Here is a 20,172-nt window from a genome sequence, read left to right as displayed (position 1 = left end):
TATGTCAGACTTACGGTTTTTATGATTAAGGCAGAGTCTACCAGAGATGACAAAGCAGGTAGAAATTTTCACTGATGGTTCTTGTCTGGGAAATCCCGGCTCGGGTGGTTATGGCGTTGTACTGCGCTACAAGCAGCACAAAAAAACCTTGAGTGCCGGTTATCACCTGACAACCAATAATCGCATGGAGTTGATGGCAGCGATTGCCGCTCTGGAAACATTGACGACTCCGTGTACGGTGGTACTGAGTACCGATAGCCAATATGTGCGGCAGGGTATCACGCGCTGGATCCACAATTGGAAACTTAAAGGCTGGAAAACCGCTGACAAAAAGCCAGTTAAGAATATCGATCTCTGGCAGCGGCTGGATGCCGCCATTCAGCGGCATACGATGCGTTGGGAGTGGGTTAAGGGCCATGTGGGTCATCCCGAGAACGAGAAATGTGATGAACTGGCACGCCAGGCTGCCTCGCACCCGACGCAGGACGATACGGGCTATCAGCCGGAATAATCCGCTCAGAATGGGCGGTACCCTTTACGGTAACTCTTGGTTGCCCCAACGGCTCTGCGCACCGGTAGCTTGTTGAACCTTTGGCGCAAAGGGGACATGGTAAGCGGGATGGTACGTTTACGTGCAACAAGGAGCATCAGGCAACCTAAGGGAGTTGAGTGAGGTGCTGATGTTGTGATCATCTGCGGTATCTTCCACGGCACCACGTGGAAGGTTCCCTGATACAGCACTTCATAATTGAGCAAGCTGAGCCAATCGATCATACGCATCTGCGTGAACATGCGCGCACAATAGGGCTGGCATTGACGAAGGCCGGGCGTCAGCTTTCCAGCCACGAGCAGGCTTATTGGATTAAACCCACTCAACAATAACCATCCATCATTGATCAGCACCCTATCCACTTCACGTAGAATACGGTGTGGATCCGATGAATAAGAGAGCGTATGCGCCAGCAAGCAGGCATCGATAGATTTCTTAGAAAAGGGCAACTGGTAAGGATCGGCCAAAACATGCACATCATCAGCAACACTCGGGTTGATATTAACCTGATGGGAAATGGCACACGTGTCCGTCGCGATAGCGTTGCTGAGCGCGCCGACTTTCAGTAAATGGAAGCCGAACACACGCGGCCACCATGCTGCCAATGCATGTTCAAGCGCCTTCTGGTAATGTGCGCCCCAAGGGATATCCTCCCAACACATTGGTGAAGAATATGCCTGAGGCGTATGCGCTGGCTTCATATATTAGTATTCTCCCTCAGACCCAATAGCTATCTCAGACCACGTAATATACACTAAATAATTCGAGTTGCAGGAAGGCGGCAAGAGAAGGACAAATGAGGTTCATCCATACCGATATGCTTACTCAGGTAAGTGATTCGTGTGAGTGAACGCAGCCAACGCACATGCAGCTTGAAATATCACGTGTATAAATGGAGTATCACATGAATCTTATCAGTATTGCCGCACTTTCGGACAACTACATTTGGCTATTACATGACGCACAGCACCGTTGTGTCATTGTTGATCCCAGTGAAGCAGAACCAGTATTACAAGCGCTACGTAAACACCAACTCACACCGGTAGCAGTGTTACTCACCCACCATCACAATGACCATGTGGCGGGGGTACCTGATATCCAGAAGACTTACCCTGACTTGCCGATTTATGGCCCTGAGGAGACAGCGCAGCATGGTGCAACACGCATTTTGCGCGATGGCGATCACATTCAGTTACTCAATTCGGATTTCTCCGTATTTTCTGTGCCGGGTCACACTTTAGGTCATATTTCGTACTACTCTGCCCCCTATTTGTTCTGCGGAGATACGTTGTTTTCGGCTGGATGTGGGCGAATTTTTGAAGGAACCCCCAAGCAAATGCATGAATCAATTGAGGAAATATCAAAATTACCTGATGAAACACGCATTTGCTGTGCACACGAGTACACCCTGTCAAATCTTGAGTTTGCTCACACTATCTGGCCTGAAGAGTGCAATATTGCCGCTTATCTTTCTGAAATCAGGCTATTACGAGATAAATCTCAATCAACGTTGCCAACCACCCTTGGTCTTGAACGAAAAATCAACCTTTTTCTTAGGTGCTATGACAATGATTTAAAAGGAAAATTAAAAACAAAACCTGAAAACATAAAGGATTGGCAAGTTTTCGCCCAATTACGTAGCAAGAAAGATTGCTTTTGAAGGTTTTTGTTGTGCTGATCGGCTAATCAAAGTATTATTGCTCGTCTTTTAAGCAAACTATTGACACATATATGAAGGCTCACGCGATTATTATCGCCTCAGTCTTGTTGGCGTTGCCAAGGGGTCTACCAAGACACCTCGCAACCGAAACAACATGGGCAGAGTCTGTCTTCAGTAGGTCAAGGTGAAGCAGGAAAGTACACAGGAAGTCGAGAGATATCCGCGCGCTGGTTGGATAATAATGGCCTAGCGCAGCGTAGCCTGTGGAACTTCATTAGCGACGAGCTGAAGATGGAGGTTCCGGATAACGTCCGGAACCGCGAGCAAAAAAACACGATACTTAAAAAATAAGAGCTATCTCCACGATGTAACATTACGGGCAGAGCCGTACATGTACTGGATAGTCGAGCAGATTAAGCAGCGCAAAATGCCGATGGAACTGGTACTGCTACCCATAGTGGAGAGCGCTTTTGATCCCAATGCCCGGCACAATCTGCCAATGCCGCATGGCTCTGGCAGATTGTGCCGGGCATTGGGCGTAACTACGGTTTGAAACAGAACCAGTGGTATGATGGTCGTAGCGATGTTGTTGCATCAACGACGGCCGCCTTAGACATGATGCGGCGCCTCAACACAATGTTTGATGGTGACTGGCTACTTACCATAGCCGCCTATAACAGCGGTGAAGGGCGTGTTTTGCAAGCAGTAAAAGCAAATAAGGCAAAAGACAGGTCAACGAGTTACTGGGCATTGGCGTTACCACGTGAAACATCACTTTATATCCCGAAAATGTTAGCCTTAAGCAATATTCTTGAGAATAGCAAAAAATACGGCATTGAGTTACCTAAGCCCAACGAAAGTCGGGCACTGGCGCAGGTAGACCTGGGTCAACAGATGGAGTTGACGCAAGCGGCTGAAATGGCTGGCTTGTCGCTAACAAAACTGAAGAGCTACAACACAGGCTACAAACGTGATGTGACCGCTCCGAACGGGCCACATTACATTATGGTGCCTAAAGCACATGTTGAGCAGTTGAAGGATTCGTTGGCAGATGGCGAATCGCCGTTGTACAACCCGCTAAACTGGCGCAGTTATCCGCAAACACGGAATACAAGGTTCGTTCAGGTGACACCTTGTCAGGTATTGCGGCGAAACTGAAGGTCAGCGCGCAGGATCTGCGCAAGTGGACCAACCTAGCCAGCGCTAACGCTTTGAAGGTTGGTCAATCGCTTCAGGTTGTACAGGCCTCTGCGGGCAGTAAAAAGGGTAACAGTAATTCCATTACCTATCAGGTGCGTAAAGGAGACTCTCTCGCGAGTATCGCCAAACGTCACGGGGTAGATATCGCAGATGTTATGCGCTGGAATTCGGTCATCAATAAAAAGGCAAATATTCAGCCTGGAGATCGGTTAACGCTGTTCGTGAATGGGTCTTCCCTTGTTGTGGTGGCTGAAGGCATGATAATGGCGTATTAAATCGCCAGAGGTCACCACCATGGACGAAAAGTCTCTCTACGCTCATATCCTCAACCTGTCTATTCCGTGGCAGGTAAAGTCTCTTTCTCTCGATGAAAATGCCGGTTCTGTTACCGTTACAGTTGAGATTGCGAAAAACACTCAGTTAACCTGTCCAACCTGCGGGAAATCTTGTCCTATTCACGATCACCGACATCGTAAATGGCGCCATCTCGATACCTGTCAGTTCGCGACAATAGTCGAAGCTGATGTACCCCGTATTATGTGCCCGGAGCATGGCTACCAGACGCTGTCTGTTCCATGGGCCGGCCCCGGTAGCCGGTATACGCTGTTGTTCGAGTCGTTCGTTATCTCATGGCTGAAAATCAGCACCGTGGATGCCGTCAGGAAACAGCTGAGGCTGAGCTGGAATGCTGTCGATAATATTATGCAACGGGCGGTTAAGCGTGGACTGGCCCGTCGAAAAACACCTCAGGCCGCACGTCATCTCTGTGTTGATGAGGTCGCTTTCAAAAAGGGGCATCAGTACGTCACCGTTATCTCTGATACCCAAGGACAGGCATTGGAACTCAAAGATGATCGCGGAGTTGAAAGTCTTGCTGGCTATCTCCGGAGTCTGGGTGACCGCCAGATTGAATCCATTAAAACCCTGTCGATGGACATGAATCTATCCTATATAAGCGCAGCGCGGCTCCATCTGCCTAACGCGGTGGAGAAGATCGCGTTCGACCACTTCCATGTAGCGAAAATGCTCTGTGCCGTCGTAGATAAAACACGACAGTTGGAGATGAAAACCATCCCGTTACCGGCACGAAAAAGTGCACATCGTTCCCGTTATCTGTGGTTGTACGGTCGCCATAAACGTCATGGTCGAATAGCAGAAAGACTGGAAGCAGCGCAGATGGTTCTGCCTGATACCAGCCGTTGCTGGGCAATGAAGGCGCTGGCCCGGGAACTCTGGAACCGCCGGTATGACGAACACAGCAGGCGTCTGTGGCTGGAATGGATAGGGATGGCAAAAGACGTTGGTGTCCCGCTACTAAGCAGCGCCGCCCGGACGTTACGTAAACGACTGTACGGGATCCTGAATGCCATGAAACACAGGGTATCAAACGGTAATGCAGAGTCACTAAACAGCAAGATAAGGCTGCTGCGGATCAAGTCCAGAGGATACCGGAACAAAGAACGCTTTAAGGTGGCAGTGATGTTCCATTACGGCAGGTTAAACATGGGGTTATGAGTCTCCCATCATGATAGGGGAAGACCATGCTAAACTTCATGACGCCAATCCTGTCGCATTCAAACGTAGCGAATAATCGCTTACTGCAAGGGAATATCGCCATTCTGTTATTCCTTGCAGCATTTCTTCCCTCTGTGGCTGCGCTAAGATATCTTTGACCCGGTGTAATACCCTGGGGTCATAAAATCGAAAAAGTGCGATCCGTCCATCTTCCAGTCTGACGTTCAACTGTTGTGCAAAGTGGGCGGCCAACAGGTCGATATCATTTTCACTTTTTATCCATGTGACTTATGGACACTTCTGAGCGAGTTCGAGCAATTGATCTCGATACCCTGGTGCAGCATCCAGTTGGATAATCCAGGGACCGCTCCAGGCTATCTGTGCGTCAGGATACGTTCGAAATAACGGTAAAACTGTGGCCTTTTCATAAACCAGCTCCTTTTGAAAGTAGCGTTCATATTGCAGGTCGCATACCAAACCATAGGCATTCAGGTGAGTGTTGAGTTCATCAGCCATTATTTCTCCCCTCTGACAACCAATGTTTGCCCACTGACTGCGGCCTTCATCAAACAGGTCAGGCACAGGGGTTTTGTCTCTGCCAGAGAAATCGCTGGTGTTATCTCGGCAAGCAATGAGGGGGATTTTTGATTAACGATTTCAGGTAGTTTCCCCTTCCAACCGCTGCCCTCTCCGGGAGTGCCACTTCCCATATTGACGATGCTGCTGGTGCTGATACCTGACGAGTCAATTTTTATGAAATGTCCTGCCGCCTGTAACGTTATTTCACTTCCTGCATCGATCACTATTTTTTGACCGGATGACGGATGAATTTCCTTTGCGCCATTCACAAATAAGCCATCATCCGCTTTTACATGAAGTGACGTATTGGTTGTAAGGGATGCCTCTTTTTTCACCAGCATGCGATATTCGTTATCGATGGTGTGGTGCATGTTATTTTTTATGTGTGAAAACTGATCGTTTTCTACCAAGGTAGACTGATTATTCAGCACTACGGTGTTCATGTCCTTCTGGGCATGAATAAACACCTCTTCCTGTCCGGCCAGGTCTTCAAAACGCAGTTCGTTGAAACCATTGCCCTGGTGTGTTGCGGTGCGCAATACGGTGCGCGTTTTGTTGGCGGGCAGCGGATATGGCGACGGATTGGTGGCATGGAAAATGCGACCAGTGACAATCGGCTGGTCCGGATCGCCCTCCAGAAAGCTGACAATCACCTCATGGCCGATGCGTGGGATGGCTATCAGCCCGTACTGACCGCCTGCCCATCCCTGACTGACACGCACCCAGCACGAACTCTGGTCGTCACTCGAGCCGTAGCGGTCCCACGGGAATTGCAGTTTCACCCGGCCATGTTCATCGCAGTAGATTTCCTCACCGGCAGGGCCGACCACAGTCGCTATCTGCGGACCATCCACCATCGGTTTGTACGGCAGCTCAGCGCGCCAGGTGGCGCTGGCTTTGATGACCTCGAAGCGGTTGCTGTAGGTGGTCGGCTCGCCGCCGCCTTCCTCTTCCAACGCCTGCGGTTGCTGACCACTGTGGATGATCGCCACCAGTTGCCATGGGATGTTGAGTGCCAGATTAGGGTGTTCCGTGAGCGTAAAGCTGTTGCCCGGCATCAGCATCGCGGCGTTGGATTCGCCGGAGCCGGTCATCGCGCCAGCGCGTAGTGCATCCAATCGGTAGCCCGTAAAGGCCTTACCGCTCTGGTCTTACTTGAAGCGCCCCGGGTAGTCGAAATGCTGGTAGCTTTCACGCTGGTGCGCCAGCTCAGCGCTCAGCTTGCTGTGCAGCAGGCCATAGGCTGGCGTTTTGAAACTGTGATCCTTTATGGCAACTTCGGCGGTGCTGACCGCCTCGGCATAGCGAAAACGGCGCACATACTCGCCTTCGCTCAGCCCCTGTGCCGCAAGATTGAAGAACAGCTCAGGACCTTGGCCGAGCGCCACGGCATCATCGGCAAACACCACTCGGTGCTTACCCGCTTCAAACTCGTGGAAGAAATACAGACCTTCCTCTGCGGCCAGCCTGGTGACAAAGGCCAAATCGCTTTCCCGGTACTGCACGCAGTATTCACGCACCGCATGGTCGTTACGCAGCGCAAAGGCATAATCGGTAATGCCGGATTCTTCCAGCAAGGTACCGATAATTGCCTCCGGTTTTTGTGCTTGAAAGATGCGGGCGTTGGTACGCAGACCCAGCCGCCACAGTGCCGGACGCACTTCCGCCTGATAGCGGGTGCGCCGAAAGCCGGTGTCACCCTGGGCAAAGGCGCTGACAATCCCGCTCACCTGGCGCTTCAGTTCACCCTCATACCACACCAGCAGCTCGCAGGGCTGGTCCAGCACTGCGCCAAAATCGATACCCGGCTGAGCACTGGCCAGATTCAGCGACATGGTGAACGGCTGATTCAGCACCTCGCTCAGTTGAAAATCCACCACGGCAAAGGTGCTTTCGGGCAATGCGCCAACCTTTACCGTGAACTGTAATCCTGTACTGTTTGCCACACGTCCTCCTGATACCATCATCCACACTCAGGCATGGCGCAGGCCATGAATCAGGGCAGAAAACCCGGCACATGGCCGTGTCAAAGGCGCATTACGCTTCGACCGGCGCACGCCAGTCATCAGAACCAGAGGTTCCGGCAACAGTGTGCTCCCAGTCGATTTTGCGGTAGGCCAGAGGGACTTCGATAAGCTGGGTATAGTCCAGCTTTGACGGGGCCTGGCTGTGTGGCATCTGGCAGTTGATGTCCACGATGGTGGCGTCAGTCAACACGGTAGAGAAGAAGTGCTCCTGCTTGCCTTCCACGGAAGTGCGATACCACTTCAGGGTCACGGTCGGCAGCATTTCACCGGAGGCCAGCGCGTTGTACATCAGCGGAACGGCTTTGTTCAACGCGACGGTGAATTTGAACGGTTTGTGGACGCGTTGACCAGAAGGCTGGCCTGATTGCGGGTCAGTCGGTACGGTGACAACGTGTTTGAATTCCTGTACCAGCATTTCATCTTCGTGGCCCTGCACGTATATGTTGCCGACGGAGTCAGAGGTGAAGGCACCTGCGGTGATATTGCCCTGCGTTTTTCCTTCGATGCTGATATAGCATGGCGTTGGCATAGTGTTGCTCCTTGTTGTTAAACGGGTTTTAAAATAACACCGGTGAATTAGCAATATTTGCGCTATTAATTATATGATTGTTTTAATTGAATAAAATTAGCCGTTCGCTGTTTGTAAATGAAATTTGCGCAAGATATTGCGCAGAATGCGTGTTTGTGCTGAAAACGGCTGAGTGAGTTGCCGACAAGCAACTTAAGATATAGGGGCGATGATTGATGACACTGGAGGGGTATCGCCTGATGGCTGAGAAAACAGAAATCTCAAAAAGTGTGTGGAATTAAAACGGGTGTGCTTACAATGTTTTCAGTCGGCGTTAACTGCATACTGAACAGCTCATAAGTATCTTTGATAAAGAACGGCACCGGCAGGTTCGTGACTCTGCCAAAGGGGGGGGGGTTAAGAGTATCTTACTTATCTATTTAAATTAAAGAGAATTTTTCATAAATGCGAGCGATGTAAATTGTTTATTTCAATGTAAACTATGCTTGGTTAACATAGCAAAATCAGATTTACTATACCCGCTGACAGCAATAGTTCTCATCGCTCAATGGCAGCAACAACGAAAATTACAGTAAAGTGCTCTCCGGCTGTACCCATATATCACCGTTTTCCGGCGCATAAGTTGTTTCAGGCACGCTATCAGCATGCCTTCTGGTTTAGTGGCACTCAGGGTGAACGGCAGGATGCCGAGTTACCGCCACGCTATGGACTATCAAGCTGACGGTAAAGAAATTTCCTACGTCTCAAGCGTTGTTTCCCGCCAGCGCTTTGTCTAACTGTTCACGAATTTTTTCGTCTGGTTCCTGCTGTCGTGCAACCTCAAGCAACTCGTGTAGTTCCACCGGGAGCTGAGCGGGCGACCAACTCTCAATCGCGTTGAGCGCCATATGACGGTTGCGGATAACCGGGCTGTGTAAACCGTTTTTATCAGTGTCCAGCCCATACCCGGAAAGCGATGGAGATCCTGAAGTATAAAATCGAGCGCACTGTGTTGCTGATATTGAGGGCCGAAGCCCAGTTGCGTATCGGGACCAGTAGCAATTGCATCCAGATCAAGTTGTGATTCTGCAAGGGATAGGATGTGCTTCAAACGCTTTGGAACACTGGTGCGCATTAATTCGTACCAGTTATTCTCTTGTGAAGAAGCAGACTGTCTGGCAAAAATAACATCCCAGGTATCAATGCCCAATAACTTCGCTGAGTGGACGGTTAAGAAAAAGTCAGACTGGTCGCTGGCAGATAAATCCCTTTCTACCTTTGTCCGCCATTTCGGTTGAGCCAGTATCGCCTGCGCATCTTCGCCAATTTTCTGTCTAATCTCTTCGCTCCATCCTTGAGCCAGTAGGTGTTCCCAGTTTTTATCCTTATCGCTGATAAAGTCGCTGATAACCCCGGCTCTCAGTTAAGTTGCGCGCGTTGTCATCGGTTGACTGCCGAATTAACACCAGGTAGTGATGGCAGGCCAGTGAGCCGTCAACATAGTCATGGATATCACGTGCTGGGCCACCGTAAATCAGTGCAGAAAGTATTTCACCAGCACCGAGCAGTAGTTCAGCGTCAACGTTCCCGCTCGTCAACACCGTTAAAAGTTTGCCTTTGGTGGCACAATCCCAGGCGGTGTATTCCGGCATCACTGAGTTTGAATAGCCTTCGCGCAGTAGCCAGTCACGGGTGGTTGACGACACCTCATCCGGCAAACGCTCGATAAGCTGAATGCGTCCCCAACTGGCCACTCGTTTTGCCCGTGCCACCAGTGCGGTTTCGTGAGATTCGGCAGGCAATATATTGTGTAATGCGACGGCGCTGAAAAGAGTAAATTCCCCGTGTAATCCAAGCAGGCTAACCAGCGCCTGATTCTCCTGTGAAGGGAAATATGCCAGCAGCGCAACGGCACATTTCACGGGGTTACGATCGGGGCTTTCCATCGCCAGCCACAGCATCATATCGTGCACTTTCTGCGAGGATAACGCAGAGGCTTGCGGTAGTTTCTCCATCAGGATATCGATGTAATCTAGCGGAGGCTCATTTCTCAGCAAGGCATACAGTTTCTGTATATTTGCCAGTGAGGGGGATTCAGTCGCAGCGCCAAGTGCGCTGAGTAATTGTATGGCAGTCTCTTCTGAGCCTGCGCTACCGCCATGATGACCAAATGCGCCGTCCATGCCGCCTGCTACCCAGCGTAGCTCTCCTGCTTGTGTATTTTCATCCGGGAGCGTTTGCGCGTTTTCCGGCAGCGGTTCGCTGCCTTGCGCATAAGGGGATAAAAAAAGGTAGATGCTCTGCCGGCTACCTTCCCAGGGGATCGGGAATGCCGTGCCAGCATCCATTTGTTCTTCGATGTGTTTCTTGCCAAAGAGTTTTGCCAACCATTGCTTCACGCTGATTTCCTTATTAGATAGTCTATTACGTCACAAACCTACTTGCTCTGCCGCCATCCTGCAAATGTCCACGTGGTTTACACCCTATCAATGCTGCTCAAAATGGTGTGTAAGTATCACGTCAAACTGAGCCATTGATGGTGAGAGCCCTTGCAACATACTGATTTCGTTTTTGCCAGTGTGGTCGATGTCCTGATCGATGGGGTACAGCTTAATTTTCGTCGTGTTAAGCAAGTCACACAGAGCATATCCGGTAACCAGAATACTGACTCATCAACGTCGGGGTTGATGAGTCAGTATCCCTGTTACTGTGGGATCCGCCCTGGCTGGACATTGTGTCATGTTGTTTGATTAGACTTACTGAATGGGGCCCGTGAGTACATCAAGTAAAGAGTGAGTCACTGGTCTTATATAATCCGATATCGCATCAAAACCATGAGTCGGAATGCCCGCAGCAGAATATCGCTCATTAAGTAAATGCTGACAGTGCTTTTGCGTGTCCTCGTCAAGCTTCCCTGTAGCGGCTAAATACCGGGAGAAACTCGAGATCTCACTTTCCTTCATGTTGTTCTACCACAAAGTTAACCCGCACTCCTAAGGCCTGTTGATGAAAGCTTTCATAAAAGATCTTATAACGCTGATATTCCTGCGGCATGCTGCTACGAAAAACGGTAACTGTATTTAGCTAAGCTGGCAAGCAGCCGGGCGGCGTTGTTTTCTGACCAGGCCTTGTTGCTGCCATGCCAGCTTAGGGCGACGACTTTAAGGCATTTTTTAGGGGAGTGGGCGGCTTTTTCAGCGATGCGCTGCTGCATTGGGTTGATGTTGTTCGCCAGTTGTTTTCGGAGTACATCGCGTTTCTGACGCGCTTCAGACAGACTGATTAACGGATACGCGCCCAATGCGATGCGGGTTTCTTTGCCGCCGAAGTAATATCTGAAATACCAGAAGCGCGAACCTGTTGGTTTAACGTGAAGATACATACCATGAGAATCGGACAGTTTTATGGGGGTAACGGGAGGCTTTACGTTGCGGATTTTCGTGTCTTTAAGGGACATATGAGGGTCACTCCTTTATCGAACCGGAAAGACCCCATACCTGACCACCAAATTCACCCGATGCGGAGGGAAAGTTAGCGCGTGTCGGGAAAGGATTCTTGCATTATTTTTTTGAATTTGGCTCCTCTGACTGGACTCGAACCAGTGACATACGGATTAACAGTCCGCCGTTCTACCGACTGAACTACAGAGGAATTGCGTAAGCGGGGCGAATATTATCGGTCGGCTGGCAGGCTGTCAACGGTAAATTCGCCCGTATTGTCTGATTGCTTAGGCTGTGTACAGCCAAGACCAATTCTTCATCAATATAGCACGGGGGGTCCGCTGATTCGCCTGCTGCCAGGATTTTAATCGCGCCAGTGTATCCTGCTGGTAGAAGCAACTAAAACAGCCATAAAGCGTAGGAAAACGTTCGAAAAGAAGCTCTGGTGCGCTGAAAAAATATTCAGAGAGCACCGCAAAGCACTCGGTCGGATCCTGGGCCGCATAGGGATCCATGCTGGCGGCATCCTCTCCAACTTGTGCGTGACTTCATGAATGACCAGATTGAACCCCGATAAATCGAAACTGTCCTGTACTTCTTGCCAGTTCGATATGATGGGACCATGATCCCAGCTTTGTCCGGATTGCACCACTGGCCCGGCGTGCACCAGACCGATATCATCCTGCCATTCATCATTAACAATAAAAGGGCCGGGATAGATTAACACCTCATGGAAACCGTTTAGCCATTCAATGCCGAGCTTGAGAACGGGCAAGCAAAACAGCAGTGCGATTCGCTGCTCCATAACGGAAGTCAGCGTCAGTCCCTGTAAAGGAATGATACGTTTTTGATGTAAAAAATCACTGGCAAGCAGGATAAGTCGCTGTTGCTCGCTATCGCTTAACGGTGCCAACAGCGGAATGGCAAGAGCATCTTGCCACTGAATGGGGATGCTTTCCGGTGCGTGCTGTGTTTTCCATGGCCATTTCATCGTCGTGTTGCTCGCTAAGTCGTCACTTGAATACAAACGCAAGGATATCTGCTGTTAAAATGCCGTAAAACAGGGCATGATAGCAACCACTTAAACGGAGAGGTGCCAGAGCGGCTGAATGGACCGGTCTCGAAAACCGGAGTAGGGGCAACTCTACCGAGGGTTCAAACCCCCCCCTCTCCGCCAATAAACCTGTAAAATCAATTAATTACGATGCATTTTTGATTTTTTCCTGCATAAAGCCCTGCATTAAATATCCCTTTAAAATCATCTTCCGTCCCTAACTCTCGCATTTTTATCATGTTGTAATTTTCTGAGCAGCCCTCCTGGCTCACACTCTTGAAATAAATTATTTTTAGCCTTCGCTGGCGTTTAAAAGGCGGGCAGCAAAGTTGATGGTTTGTCAGAGAAAAAGGTATGTCGATGAAAGTCAGTGGAGTCATGAAGGCAGTAAAGCAGTGGTTTAAGCTGAGTAACTATGATGTTTTACAGGAGATAACAGTTAATGACCTGAAGAGGGCGGTGATTACTCGATTAGAGTTAGCTGAACATTGCCAGCTTTAGCGCTTCGCAATCATCGTCTTTGTCTGCCACTACGTCTGCATCAGTTTTTGCTACAAAATGATTGGTTTCCCTCTTCATTAGGCTACGTTTTTTACTTTTCTGGTAAAGCTGAAATGAAGTTAAGTAGATGACTTAATAACCCTTTCTATATAATATAAAAGCTTTGATGAGTTGATGCAGTTAAACTTTAAATGTATTTTTTCGTAGTTCATGTAAATAGGTAGAACGTGTTTTTTCGATATGAAAATATATTTTTTTCGTGGTTTTTGATGATTTTTATGACATGTTTAATTTCTAAGTTAAAAGAAAGTAATGCCAATATTCCCAGCAGAACGATAGGTTTGATTATTAGACATCATTGTATAATAACGCATTAAACCTGTATTATCATCACGGATCATACGTCTGGCAAATTGCATACTATTTTTTTTGTAGTCTTCATTGAAATTTTTATCCCACAACCCTATGATTTGTCCTGATTTATATTCTGTTACATTATAAATAACAATGATGTCAACGAGTTGTGTTTTGTCAAAGTTTTTGCTTTTCGAGTACGGAAAAACAGCTGTTTCGCCAGATCGTAAAATTGGTGATCTAGTTTTGTGTATATCATCTACAATGGACATGGCACTGATACATAAACAGGAATCTAAATAGTTCCGTATTGTAAGTGTAAGGGTTATGGGATCTATTTTATTTATCTGCATTCTAATTGAACTAAAAGCAGCGAATCCAGCTGCTAACGATATTGCTCCAGCTGAAATTAGTGTAGAAATAGCTGGGCCGCCACTAATTTTTGACACGTCTTCACTGTTTGGTTTTAATTGAAAGCCAAAAATCAAGCGCTGCCAGTTTTGCCCATTCAAAACCGACTCCGGATTTTTCTCCGATGTCGATAATTTTTCGTGGGATACATGTACCAATAACATCATCAGCAATTAAATACAACGGAGTAAAAACAATATCGGCACGTATAGTCTCTCCCTTTTTTCCAGTTACCTTAACTTTATTAAAACAAACGCCAAACGATGGAGATTTGCTTGATTTATATCCTTGAAATGCTCCATATGTTAAGTCAATAGTATCAATGTAATTACTATCGTTGATTAACACACCTTGCTCATTAACCCATAAATAATAAAATATTAAAAAGTCATCTTTAACTTTAATGTATATACTTATAATGGGGATGTCAAAGTCTTTATAAAAATCAGGTGCTGAGGTATCAACGTACTTTATTGGATCTAATCTACCATTGTCGGTTGTGATAGCTACAAAATCAACTTTATTAACATGCTCTTGATCAAAGCTATTGCATTCTATTATCAAATTACCTTGTGAATTTCTTACTAGTGGACTTAATGATTGCCTATAATAAAAACCCGTAGGCATATTTATAAAAACAGGAACTAGTATTATATCAGCATCATTTGTTATATTTAAGTCTAGACAAACTTTATCAGGTGGTGCATCAGTTGAAGAGTATGTAACACCAAAGGCTATGGCAGCAGCTGTTAAATTAACGACATCTTCTACTAACCTTAGCTGTACAGGCTCTATCGTGTCTTTATTTGAATCTACCCGTGTTTGATTCTCATAACCAAACCAATTAACATTTCTGCTGCTTCTTCATATTGAGAGTATAAACTTTTCCACCTTTTGGCTTATCTTTCATTGTTTTATCACCTGATATTTATTTTTAATATCATTTTAAGCTACACTATCAACATAGTCTATGATGGGGTTAATCTCGCATGCTTTTCGTTTGTATTGCGTTTATTTTTTTAAAAATAATGTTCTATTTGGGATCGGGGTTATTGTAAGGCAATGTTTTTAGTACGTTGATATTCCACATTTATATGCTATTTGGCACAGTATAGTCTTCAATGCTTTCCAGTTGGGGAGGTATCTCTTAAAGTTCGATATTTAATCAGTATTTTTTCTGTGAAAGGTGAGCCACTTTTTCTCAATATAGGTCAGGTATGAAGAAAAAAATTTTTCGTGCGGGATAACATATGATAACAAGTATTATATCATTGTAATGACAATTTTCAGACAAACTATCTTATTTATACCATCTAGGGGAAGTAACTCGACCCCTGTTACCCTTTTATACCGTTTGGTTTTTATCATGACTTGATTTTTAATTATTTAACAAAGTATCCACAATAACAAAAATAAGGTATTTAGCTGGTTTTATGAGGGTTATTTACATTAGATAATGGGTGAAAAAGAAAGAGCTGAATTATTGATTTCAAACATGGGATGAGTATGGAACTGTTTAAATTTAGTGATTATTACAAATAGACCTGGTTGAATTTACTGGTAAATATCGAAATTCATCGATACGTCTTATGTTTTGCGTTGTTTTCTCACTATCAAATAGTGGGTATTGTTGGTTTATATATAAATTAATTAACGTTAACAAGGAGTGTTCAGTAAATATTGGTTCTAAATTTAACTTATGACTTGCAAATAGATGTATGCATAATTGCTATAGATGCTATATCGCTATGATTTATTAGTGTTTTGTAATTAAATGGGGATTGTTATTTATGTCAGTAAATTTAAGTGGTGTCGGTTATAATCATCATTCAAATGTTTTCTTCGATGAGGTGAATAATGTAAAAAATAAACAAAATGAAGCTGTTTTAGAAAAAACATTCACATGTCGAAAATGAAACTGGAAAAAATATTCCATCAACATATTTAAATCCTCTTCAAAGTAAAGTGAGGTTTACCGTACTAGAAAAAAATTAATGGGAGATCTTCATGATGAAAAAGAGTTGTTCTTAAAGACAGGTTATCAACACTCTAAAAAAACATTAATAGCCTCAATTAAAGTTATTAATAAGTTAATGCTCGAGCCGGAGATAAACAAACGCGATCTTGGTTTGTTGTCAAAATATATTGAAAGTTTTTATCATAGAGTTGATACATCTAGTCCATATTGGAAAAGCGAAAATAATATTGTGTCTAGAACATTAAGCAAAATAGGAGACTATCTTGCTAAGGCATATAATAATCTTCATGGTATATCAAATGAACCGGATGAAGAATTATCAGGTTTAACAAGCTCTTGGGTAGCTGCGATGATAGAGATGGCCAAGGATAATTCCACTATAAATTATAAAATTTCAATGCAATATTGGAGTATCATGTTTTAAACCAAGAAAAACTATTAAACAATTATGAATTCTCTGTTAATACAGGGAAATTACTAAATTTAATTTATCATATAAGGCCGGAGACACTCGATAGTCAGATATTATCTAAGAGTAAGGATGCGATAGAGAGAAATTTATTGAAACTTGTCAATCAATCTTTAAATATTGTCAATTCAAAAAAACAATTTCCCTCTTTATCATATTCGTTGTGCCTTGGATGTATTGTCATCCATCATCAATTCTGAGAAGGGAAACAATCCTAAAATTAGCTTTGAAACACAAAAAATATTGATTTTAATTTAAATAATATATTAAAGAAATATAATTCCTTACCAGCCAAAAGTAAATTGCGTGAGGAAATTAATGTTGTTTTGACTAAATTTTTAGAAGATACCGGGAGAAGTTTTGAAAAGAATGACTCGTCTATATTTTCTGGTTTTTTAAAACCTATTTTAGAAAAAGAATTCATTCCCCATGATTTCAAACTTAATAGTGGATATAGAATAAAATCTTCTTATCATTTTAATAATAAGGAGGAAAATAAACTAAATGTTATAGCAACTAAAGTTCTAAAAAATTTTCATGAATCATTCGGGGGAAAAGTGTAAGAGATGATTATTTAAAACCATTGGAAATTATAGTGATGAAGAATAAAGATCACTACCATCGATATGGTAACTATCCTTTCCGTATAGACACAAATAATGGAGGTATTTATATTGAGGGGAATTCTAACAATCCTAATAATCAACCACGTATTTTTGTTTATATGAAAGACAATAATATTCATAATTTTGGACATGAAATTGTTCATTATCTTGATGGTAAATATAATAAGTATGGTGATGCTAATATGTTTCCCTCAGAGGAAATTACATGGTGGAGCGAAGGTCTGGCAGAGTATATATCGCATGGAAAAAAATGAATATGCAGAAAGTGTTTTAATGAATTGCCCGCCAGAAAATAGATCTAGCTTAAGGTAAATAATTGATATAGATGGGTTTTCTGCTAATAGTCATAGTGAGAGATTATACGCCTGGCCATATTTTGTGCAAAAATTTCTCGATAGTTCACCACAACTGCGTTCTATTCGTGGTGAATTAGTTCGCCCCCTAAGACAAGAAATTGGATCCAGCGGTGATAAACCTTCTTATTCTAGAGTTTTAAAAAATTTTGGACAAAAATACAATGAGGAGTTTTATTATTGGCTAAATCAACAGTCTAACCATTCAATAAACATAAATAGATATTCTAATCGTGGATGATTTGATTCAATGATTAAATAGAATGTTAAATAAATGATATCTTAGGTTGTGTCTCTCTGTCGCGTAATTACGTGTTAAAAAGAGTGACGCAACCTAATTACGATACTTCAAAGTGATTTTTTTTGGAACAATAGCGCTCCCACTATTTTTGATTTCTAAGACTTCATTGCAGAATTCAGCAAATGTCTTTCTCTTATAGGCGTTAGTTATTGATTTCCTGCTAAAAAACAATCGGCATATTATATCGTCGAGTATAAAGCACCTAAGGAATAAGTAAAAATAACCAACTTAGTAGGACCATGAACCATGAACAAATGAAGAATTGGATATTCGTTATAACCACAATAATCATCGGTAATGGTGAGATGAGTCAGAATGAGGACTCCGGGAATTGTGCTGGCATATAGACTTTCATAAGCCGTGTTCGGCGAACATTGTTTGAACGCTTACTCCTAAAATTTGCGCGATAAGTGGTGATTTAGAAAACTCTGCAACATAATTAACTATCTCTGTTTATTATTTTTTTGTGAAAGCAAAGCGATAGGTAATAGTGTCATATTCATGTAGTCAGGCCGAATAATGTATAATTAAATTGGTGTCGACAATGGAAACAATTAACACGCAGTCTAAGGTATTACGTTTAAAGTCGTTTGTCTGGTTACAAATGGCTTTTCACGTCTGTTTTATTTTGTCGGCAACCCTAACACCATCAATTGTCACGGCTAACGAGGAGTTGCGCTTTTTGCAAAGGCCTGCGGGCCAAAGTGGTTTGCAGACTCAGGATTACGTGCTGTCACCTGGTGAAACGACAGCCTCAGTGGCGAAGAAATTCAATATAAGCCTGGACGAATTACGCAAACTTAACCAGTTTCGTACGTATGCGCGCGATTTTGAACAGTTGCAACCTGGCGAGAAACTAGAGGTTCCATTAGCGCCAGTGCAATGGGATGAGCCCGGACAAAAGGCAACGCCTGCCCCACTCAAGCAAGATGATACGCAGGCTAAGAAAATAGCTGGACTCGCGTCCCAGACGGGTTCGCAGTTATCTAACAATAAAAGCAGCGATGCGGCCTCTTCACTGGCCCGAGGAATGGTCACTAACGAAGCTAATGTGCACATCCAACAGTGGCTCAGTCAGTTTGGTACTGCGCGAGTGCGATTAAATGCTGATGAAAACCTGAATCTCAAGAATTCCCAAGTTGACTTGTTAGTTCCTTTATACGATCAACAGGACAAATTGTTTTTTACTCAAGGTAGCCTGCACCGTACCGACGATCGCACCCAGTCAAACGTGGGTCTCGGCCTACGCTGGTTCAATGATGATTGGATGCTGGGTGGCAATACATTTCTTGATTATGACTTGTTACGTGACCACGCGCGTATGGGCGTCGGAATTGAATATTGGCGTGATTTTATGAAATTGGGTGCCAACAGCTACCATCGCCTGACAGGCTGGAAAGACTCCCCTGACTTTGCTGATTTTCAGGAGCGTCCTGCGAGTGATTGGGATATCCGAGCACAAGGATGGCTACCTGGATTGCCGCAATGGGGAGGTGCGCTGACTTTTGAGCAATATTATGGCAATGACGTTGCGCTGTTTGGTAAGAACAATCGTCAGCGCGATCCTTAAGCCTTTACCGCTGGTGTGAACTACACGCCATTTCCTTTCGCTACGTTCAATGCAGAACAACGCAAAGGCAAGGCGGGAGAAAGTGATGCGGGTTTAGGCGTGCCTTGGCGCCAGCAAATCGATCCGGATGCAGTAGGCGCGATGCGTCAGTTGGCTGGGAGTCGTTATGATCTGGTCGATCGCAATAACAATATCATCCTGGAATATCGCAAGAACGATGTTATTTCTCTGCAAACGGCTAATTTGGTTACTGGTTTTGCCAGGGAGAAAAAATTACTGTATGTCACAGTGGAAAGTAAATACTGATTAGCCCGCATTGACTGGTCTGCGCCAACGCTAATGGCTGCTGGCGGACTCATTGTGCCAGAAAGTGATGATGATTACATCGTAATACTGCCTCATTATCAATCTGCCCAGGGGGGGAACAGCTACACCATTACAGGCGTAGCGGTGGACAAACGCGGCAATCAATCCTCGCTGGCCAATACCCAGATTTTGGTCACTCAGGCGGCTATTTACGCAGAGAGCAGCACATTAACACCCAAAAATATCAGCCTTCCCGCCGACGGCACCGCGCAACAACAGTTGGTACTCAACATCAACGATCGCGAGGGGACTCCGGTTGATGTCTCAGACAGCAAAATCAGCGTGGAGAAGGTAGGGATCAATCGCGCAAGCAGCGACACAACCTTAACGCCCTTCATTCGTCAAACAGTCGGTGAGTACGTTGCTACCCTGACAGCTGGGACATACCATGAGGCGTTTACCATCACGCCATCAGCACGTGGCACCAGTTTTGCGTCCGCCAACGTGTCAGTGGTAGCAAATAGCCTCACCGCACGTATCGAAGCGATGAACGTGGTAGCCGACGGTGCCATTGCCGATGGAAATGCACAGAATAGCGTTCATCTGATTGTTTCTGATGCGGAAGGGAACCGCGTACAAAACGTGCGCGTCAGCCTGCAAGCGACAAACCAAGCGATTGTTGCCGAGAGTGTGTTGACGGACAGTAATGGAGAGGAAACTGTGTTGGTCACCAGTATTCGGGCTGGCAGCAGTTAGCTAACTGCAACGGT

General features: G+C 45.3%; 15 protein-coding genes, 2 tRNA genes and 6 pseudogenes. 10 read left to right on the top strand and 13 right to left on the bottom strand.

Features of this window, described 5'->3' with window-relative positions; all coding sequences use genetic code 11:
* The first annotated feature begins 46 nt into the window (after positions 1 to 46).
* The gene (gene rnhA / locus JZM30_RS07115) at positions 47 to 511 is read left to right on the top strand and encodes a ribonuclease HI (RefSeq protein WP_252318173.1); all 465 of its coding nucleotides are present in this window, start codon (positions 47 to 49) and stop codon (positions 509 to 511) included.
* Between the two features lie 5 nt (positions 512 to 516).
* Here the strand turns inward: rnhA and JZM30_RS07110 are convergent, their stop codons facing one another.
* Positions 517 to 1,251 carry a methyltransferase domain-containing protein gene (locus tag JZM30_RS07110; RefSeq protein ID WP_252318171.1) on the bottom strand — a complete coding sequence of 245 codons (735 nt, stop codon included), beginning with the start codon at positions 1,249 to 1,251 and terminating at the stop codon, positions 517 to 519.
* A 203-nt stretch (positions 1,252 to 1,454) separates the two neighbouring features.
* Here JZM30_RS07110 and gloB point away from each other — a divergent pair, with 203 nt between their 5' ends.
* From gloB to JZM30_RS07095, 3 genes and pseudogenes are all read left to right on the top strand, one after another.
* Positions 1,455 to 2,210: a hydroxyacylglutathione hydrolase gene (gloB, locus tag JZM30_RS07105; protein ID WP_252318170.1), complete on the top strand. Its 756-nt coding sequence runs from the start codon at positions 1,455 to 1,457 to the stop codon at positions 2,208 to 2,210.
* A gap of 71 nt (positions 2,211 to 2,281) precedes the next feature.
* Positions 2,282 to 3,685: pseudogene (gene mltD / locus JZM30_RS07100) on the top strand (murein transglycosylase D).
* 19 nt (positions 3,686 to 3,704) lie between these two features.
* Positions 3,705 to 4,925 carry an ISL3 family transposase gene (locus JZM30_RS07095; protein ID WP_252317421.1) on the top strand — a complete coding sequence of 407 codons (1,221 nt, stop codon included), beginning with the start codon at positions 3,705 to 3,707 and terminating at the stop codon, positions 4,923 to 4,925.
* A gap of 36 nt (positions 4,926 to 4,961) precedes the next feature.
* On the opposite strand, the gene JZM30_RS24300 is transcribed toward JZM30_RS07095, so the two are convergent.
* The 10 genes and pseudogenes from JZM30_RS24300 to JZM30_RS07050 form a co-directional block, all read right to left on the bottom strand.
* Positions 4,962 to 5,204 carry a DUF4123 domain-containing protein gene (locus JZM30_RS24300; protein ID WP_367115784.1) on the bottom strand — a complete coding sequence of 81 codons (243 nt, stop codon included), beginning with the start codon at positions 5,202 to 5,204 and terminating at the stop codon, positions 4,962 to 4,964.
* A 9-nt stretch (positions 5,205 to 5,213) separates the two neighbouring features.
* Positions 5,214 to 5,441 (bottom strand): hypothetical protein, encoded by a 228-nt coding sequence (locus tag JZM30_RS07090; RefSeq protein WP_252318169.1) that lies wholly within the window; start codon positions 5,439 to 5,441, stop codon positions 5,214 to 5,216.
* A pseudogene (locus tag JZM30_RS07085) lies at positions 5,441 to 7,450 on the bottom strand (type VI secretion system Vgr family protein). The gene JZM30_RS07090 and the pseudogene JZM30_RS07085 overlap by 1 nt, the downstream one beginning before the upstream one ends.
* Before the next feature lie 91 nt (positions 7,451 to 7,541).
* Positions 7,542 to 8,060 (bottom strand): Hcp family type VI secretion system effector, encoded by a 519-nt coding sequence (locus tag JZM30_RS07080; protein ID WP_252318167.1) that lies wholly within the window; start codon positions 8,058 to 8,060, stop codon positions 7,542 to 7,544.
* Between the two features lie 743 nt (positions 8,061 to 8,803).
* The gene (locus tag JZM30_RS07075; RefSeq protein ID WP_252318165.1) at positions 8,804 to 8,947 is read right to left on the bottom strand and encodes a hypothetical protein; all 144 of its coding nucleotides are present in this window, start codon (positions 8,945 to 8,947) and stop codon (positions 8,804 to 8,806) included.
* A 477-nt stretch (positions 8,948 to 9,424) separates the two neighbouring features.
* Positions 9,425 to 10,438 carry a hypothetical protein gene (locus JZM30_RS07070; RefSeq protein WP_252318164.1) on the bottom strand — a complete coding sequence of 338 codons (1,014 nt, stop codon included), beginning with the start codon at positions 10,436 to 10,438 and terminating at the stop codon, positions 9,425 to 9,427.
* 559 nt (positions 10,439 to 10,997) lie between these two features.
* Positions 10,998 to 11,139: pseudogene (locus JZM30_RS07065) on the bottom strand (hypothetical protein); the annotation flags it as partial.
* A 111-nt stretch (positions 11,140 to 11,250) separates the two neighbouring features.
* Positions 11,251 to 11,496: pseudogene (locus JZM30_RS07060) on the bottom strand (Arm DNA-binding domain-containing protein); the annotation flags it as partial.
* Positions 11,497 to 11,614: 118 nt separating this feature from the next.
* A tRNA-Asn gene (locus tag JZM30_RS07055) sits at positions 11,615 to 11,690 on the bottom strand.
* Positions 11,691 to 11,766: 76 nt separating this feature from the next.
* Positions 11,767 to 12,470 (bottom strand): annotated as a pseudogene (locus JZM30_RS07050) (zinc-dependent peptidase).
* Positions 12,471 to 12,566: 96 nt separating this feature from the next.
* Here JZM30_RS07050 and JZM30_RS07045 point away from each other — a divergent pair.
* Positions 12,567 to 12,656, top strand: a tRNA-Ser gene (locus tag JZM30_RS07045).
* 677 nt (positions 12,657 to 13,333) lie between these two features.
* Here the strand turns inward: JZM30_RS07045 and JZM30_RS07040 are convergent.
* On the bottom strand, positions 13,334 to 13,900 hold the full coding sequence (locus tag JZM30_RS07040) for a hypothetical protein (RefSeq protein WP_252318162.1): 567 nt from the start codon (positions 13,898 to 13,900) through the stop codon (positions 13,334 to 13,336).
* Entirely contained in the window at positions 13,842 to 14,426 is a 585-nt protein-coding gene (locus JZM30_RS07035) for a hypothetical protein (protein ID WP_252318161.1), read from the bottom strand. The genes JZM30_RS07040 and JZM30_RS07035 overlap by 59 nt, the downstream gene beginning before the upstream one ends.
* A 1,367-nt stretch (positions 14,427 to 15,793) precedes the next feature.
* Between JZM30_RS07035 and JZM30_RS07030 the strand changes: the two genes are divergently transcribed.
* From JZM30_RS07030 to JZM30_RS07010, 5 genes and pseudogenes are all read left to right on the top strand, one after another.
* Positions 15,794 to 16,201: a hypothetical protein gene (locus JZM30_RS07030; RefSeq protein ID WP_252318159.1), complete on the top strand. Its 408-nt coding sequence runs from the start codon at positions 15,794 to 15,796 to the stop codon at positions 16,199 to 16,201.
* Between the two features lie 347 nt (positions 16,202 to 16,548).
* A complete protein-coding gene (locus JZM30_RS07025; RefSeq protein WP_252318157.1) occupies positions 16,549 to 16,809 on the top strand; it encodes a hypothetical protein in 261 nt (86 codons plus the stop codon).
* Between the two features lie 35 nt (positions 16,810 to 16,844).
* A complete protein-coding gene (locus JZM30_RS07020) occupies positions 16,845 to 17,126 on the top strand; it encodes a collagenase (protein ID WP_252318775.1) in 282 nt (93 codons plus the stop codon).
* A 944-nt stretch (positions 17,127 to 18,070) separates the two neighbouring features.
* A pseudogene (locus JZM30_RS07015) lies at positions 18,071 to 19,402 on the top strand (inverse autotransporter beta domain-containing protein).
* Positions 19,403 to 19,411: 9 nt separating this feature from the next.
* Positions 19,412 to 20,158, top strand: a complete 747-nt coding sequence (locus JZM30_RS07010) for an invasin domain 3-containing protein (protein WP_498037994.1) — start codon at positions 19,412 to 19,414, stop codon at positions 20,156 to 20,158.
* Positions 20,159 to 20,172 lie beyond the last annotated feature (14 nt).

It is taken from the genome of Candidatus Symbiopectobacterium endolongispinus, from assembly GCF_018777385.1.
Classification (GTDB): domain Bacteria; phylum Pseudomonadota; class Gammaproteobacteria; order Enterobacterales; family Enterobacteriaceae; genus Symbiopectobacterium; species Symbiopectobacterium endolongispinus.
Note: the sequence above shows the minus strand (reverse complement) of the source record. Positions and strands in the feature narration are given on the sequence as shown.

Bases quoted from the DNA above. Each gene is read 5' to 3' on its own strand.
- JZM30_RS07090 (WP_252318169.1), bottom strand. From the start codon at position 5,441: ATGGCTGATGAACTCAACACTCACCTGAATGCCTATGGTTTGGTATGC.
- JZM30_RS07095 (WP_252317421.1), top strand. From the start codon at position 3,705: ATGGACGAAAAGTCTCTCTACGCTCATATCCTCAACCTGTCTATTCCG.
- rnhA (WP_252318173.1), top strand. From the start codon at position 47: ATGACAAAGCAGGTAGAAATTTTCACTGATGGTTCTTGTCTGGGAAAT.
- JZM30_RS07035 (WP_252318161.1), bottom strand. From the start codon at position 14,426: ATGCCTACGGGTTTTTATTATAGGCAATCATTAAGTCCACTAGTAAGA.
- JZM30_RS07075 (WP_252318165.1), bottom strand. From the start codon at position 8,947: ATGGCGCTCAACGCGATTGAGAGTTGGTCGCCCGCTCAGCTCCCGGTG.
- JZM30_RS07030 (WP_252318159.1), top strand. From the start codon at position 15,794: ATGGGAGATCTTCATGATGAAAAAGAGTTGTTCTTAAAGACAGGTTAT.
- JZM30_RS07080 (WP_252318167.1), bottom strand. From the start codon at position 8,060: ATGCCAACGCCATGCTATATCAGCATCGAAGGAAAAACGCAGGGCAAT.
- JZM30_RS07020 (WP_252318775.1), top strand. From the start codon at position 16,845: ATGAAGAATAAAGATCACTACCATCGATATGGTAACTATCCTTTCCGT.
- gloB (WP_252318170.1), top strand. From the start codon at position 1,455: ATGAATCTTATCAGTATTGCCGCACTTTCGGACAACTACATTTGGCTA.
- JZM30_RS07110 (WP_252318171.1), bottom strand. From the start codon at position 1,251: ATGAAGCCAGCGCATACGCCTCAGGCATATTCTTCACCAATGTGTTGG.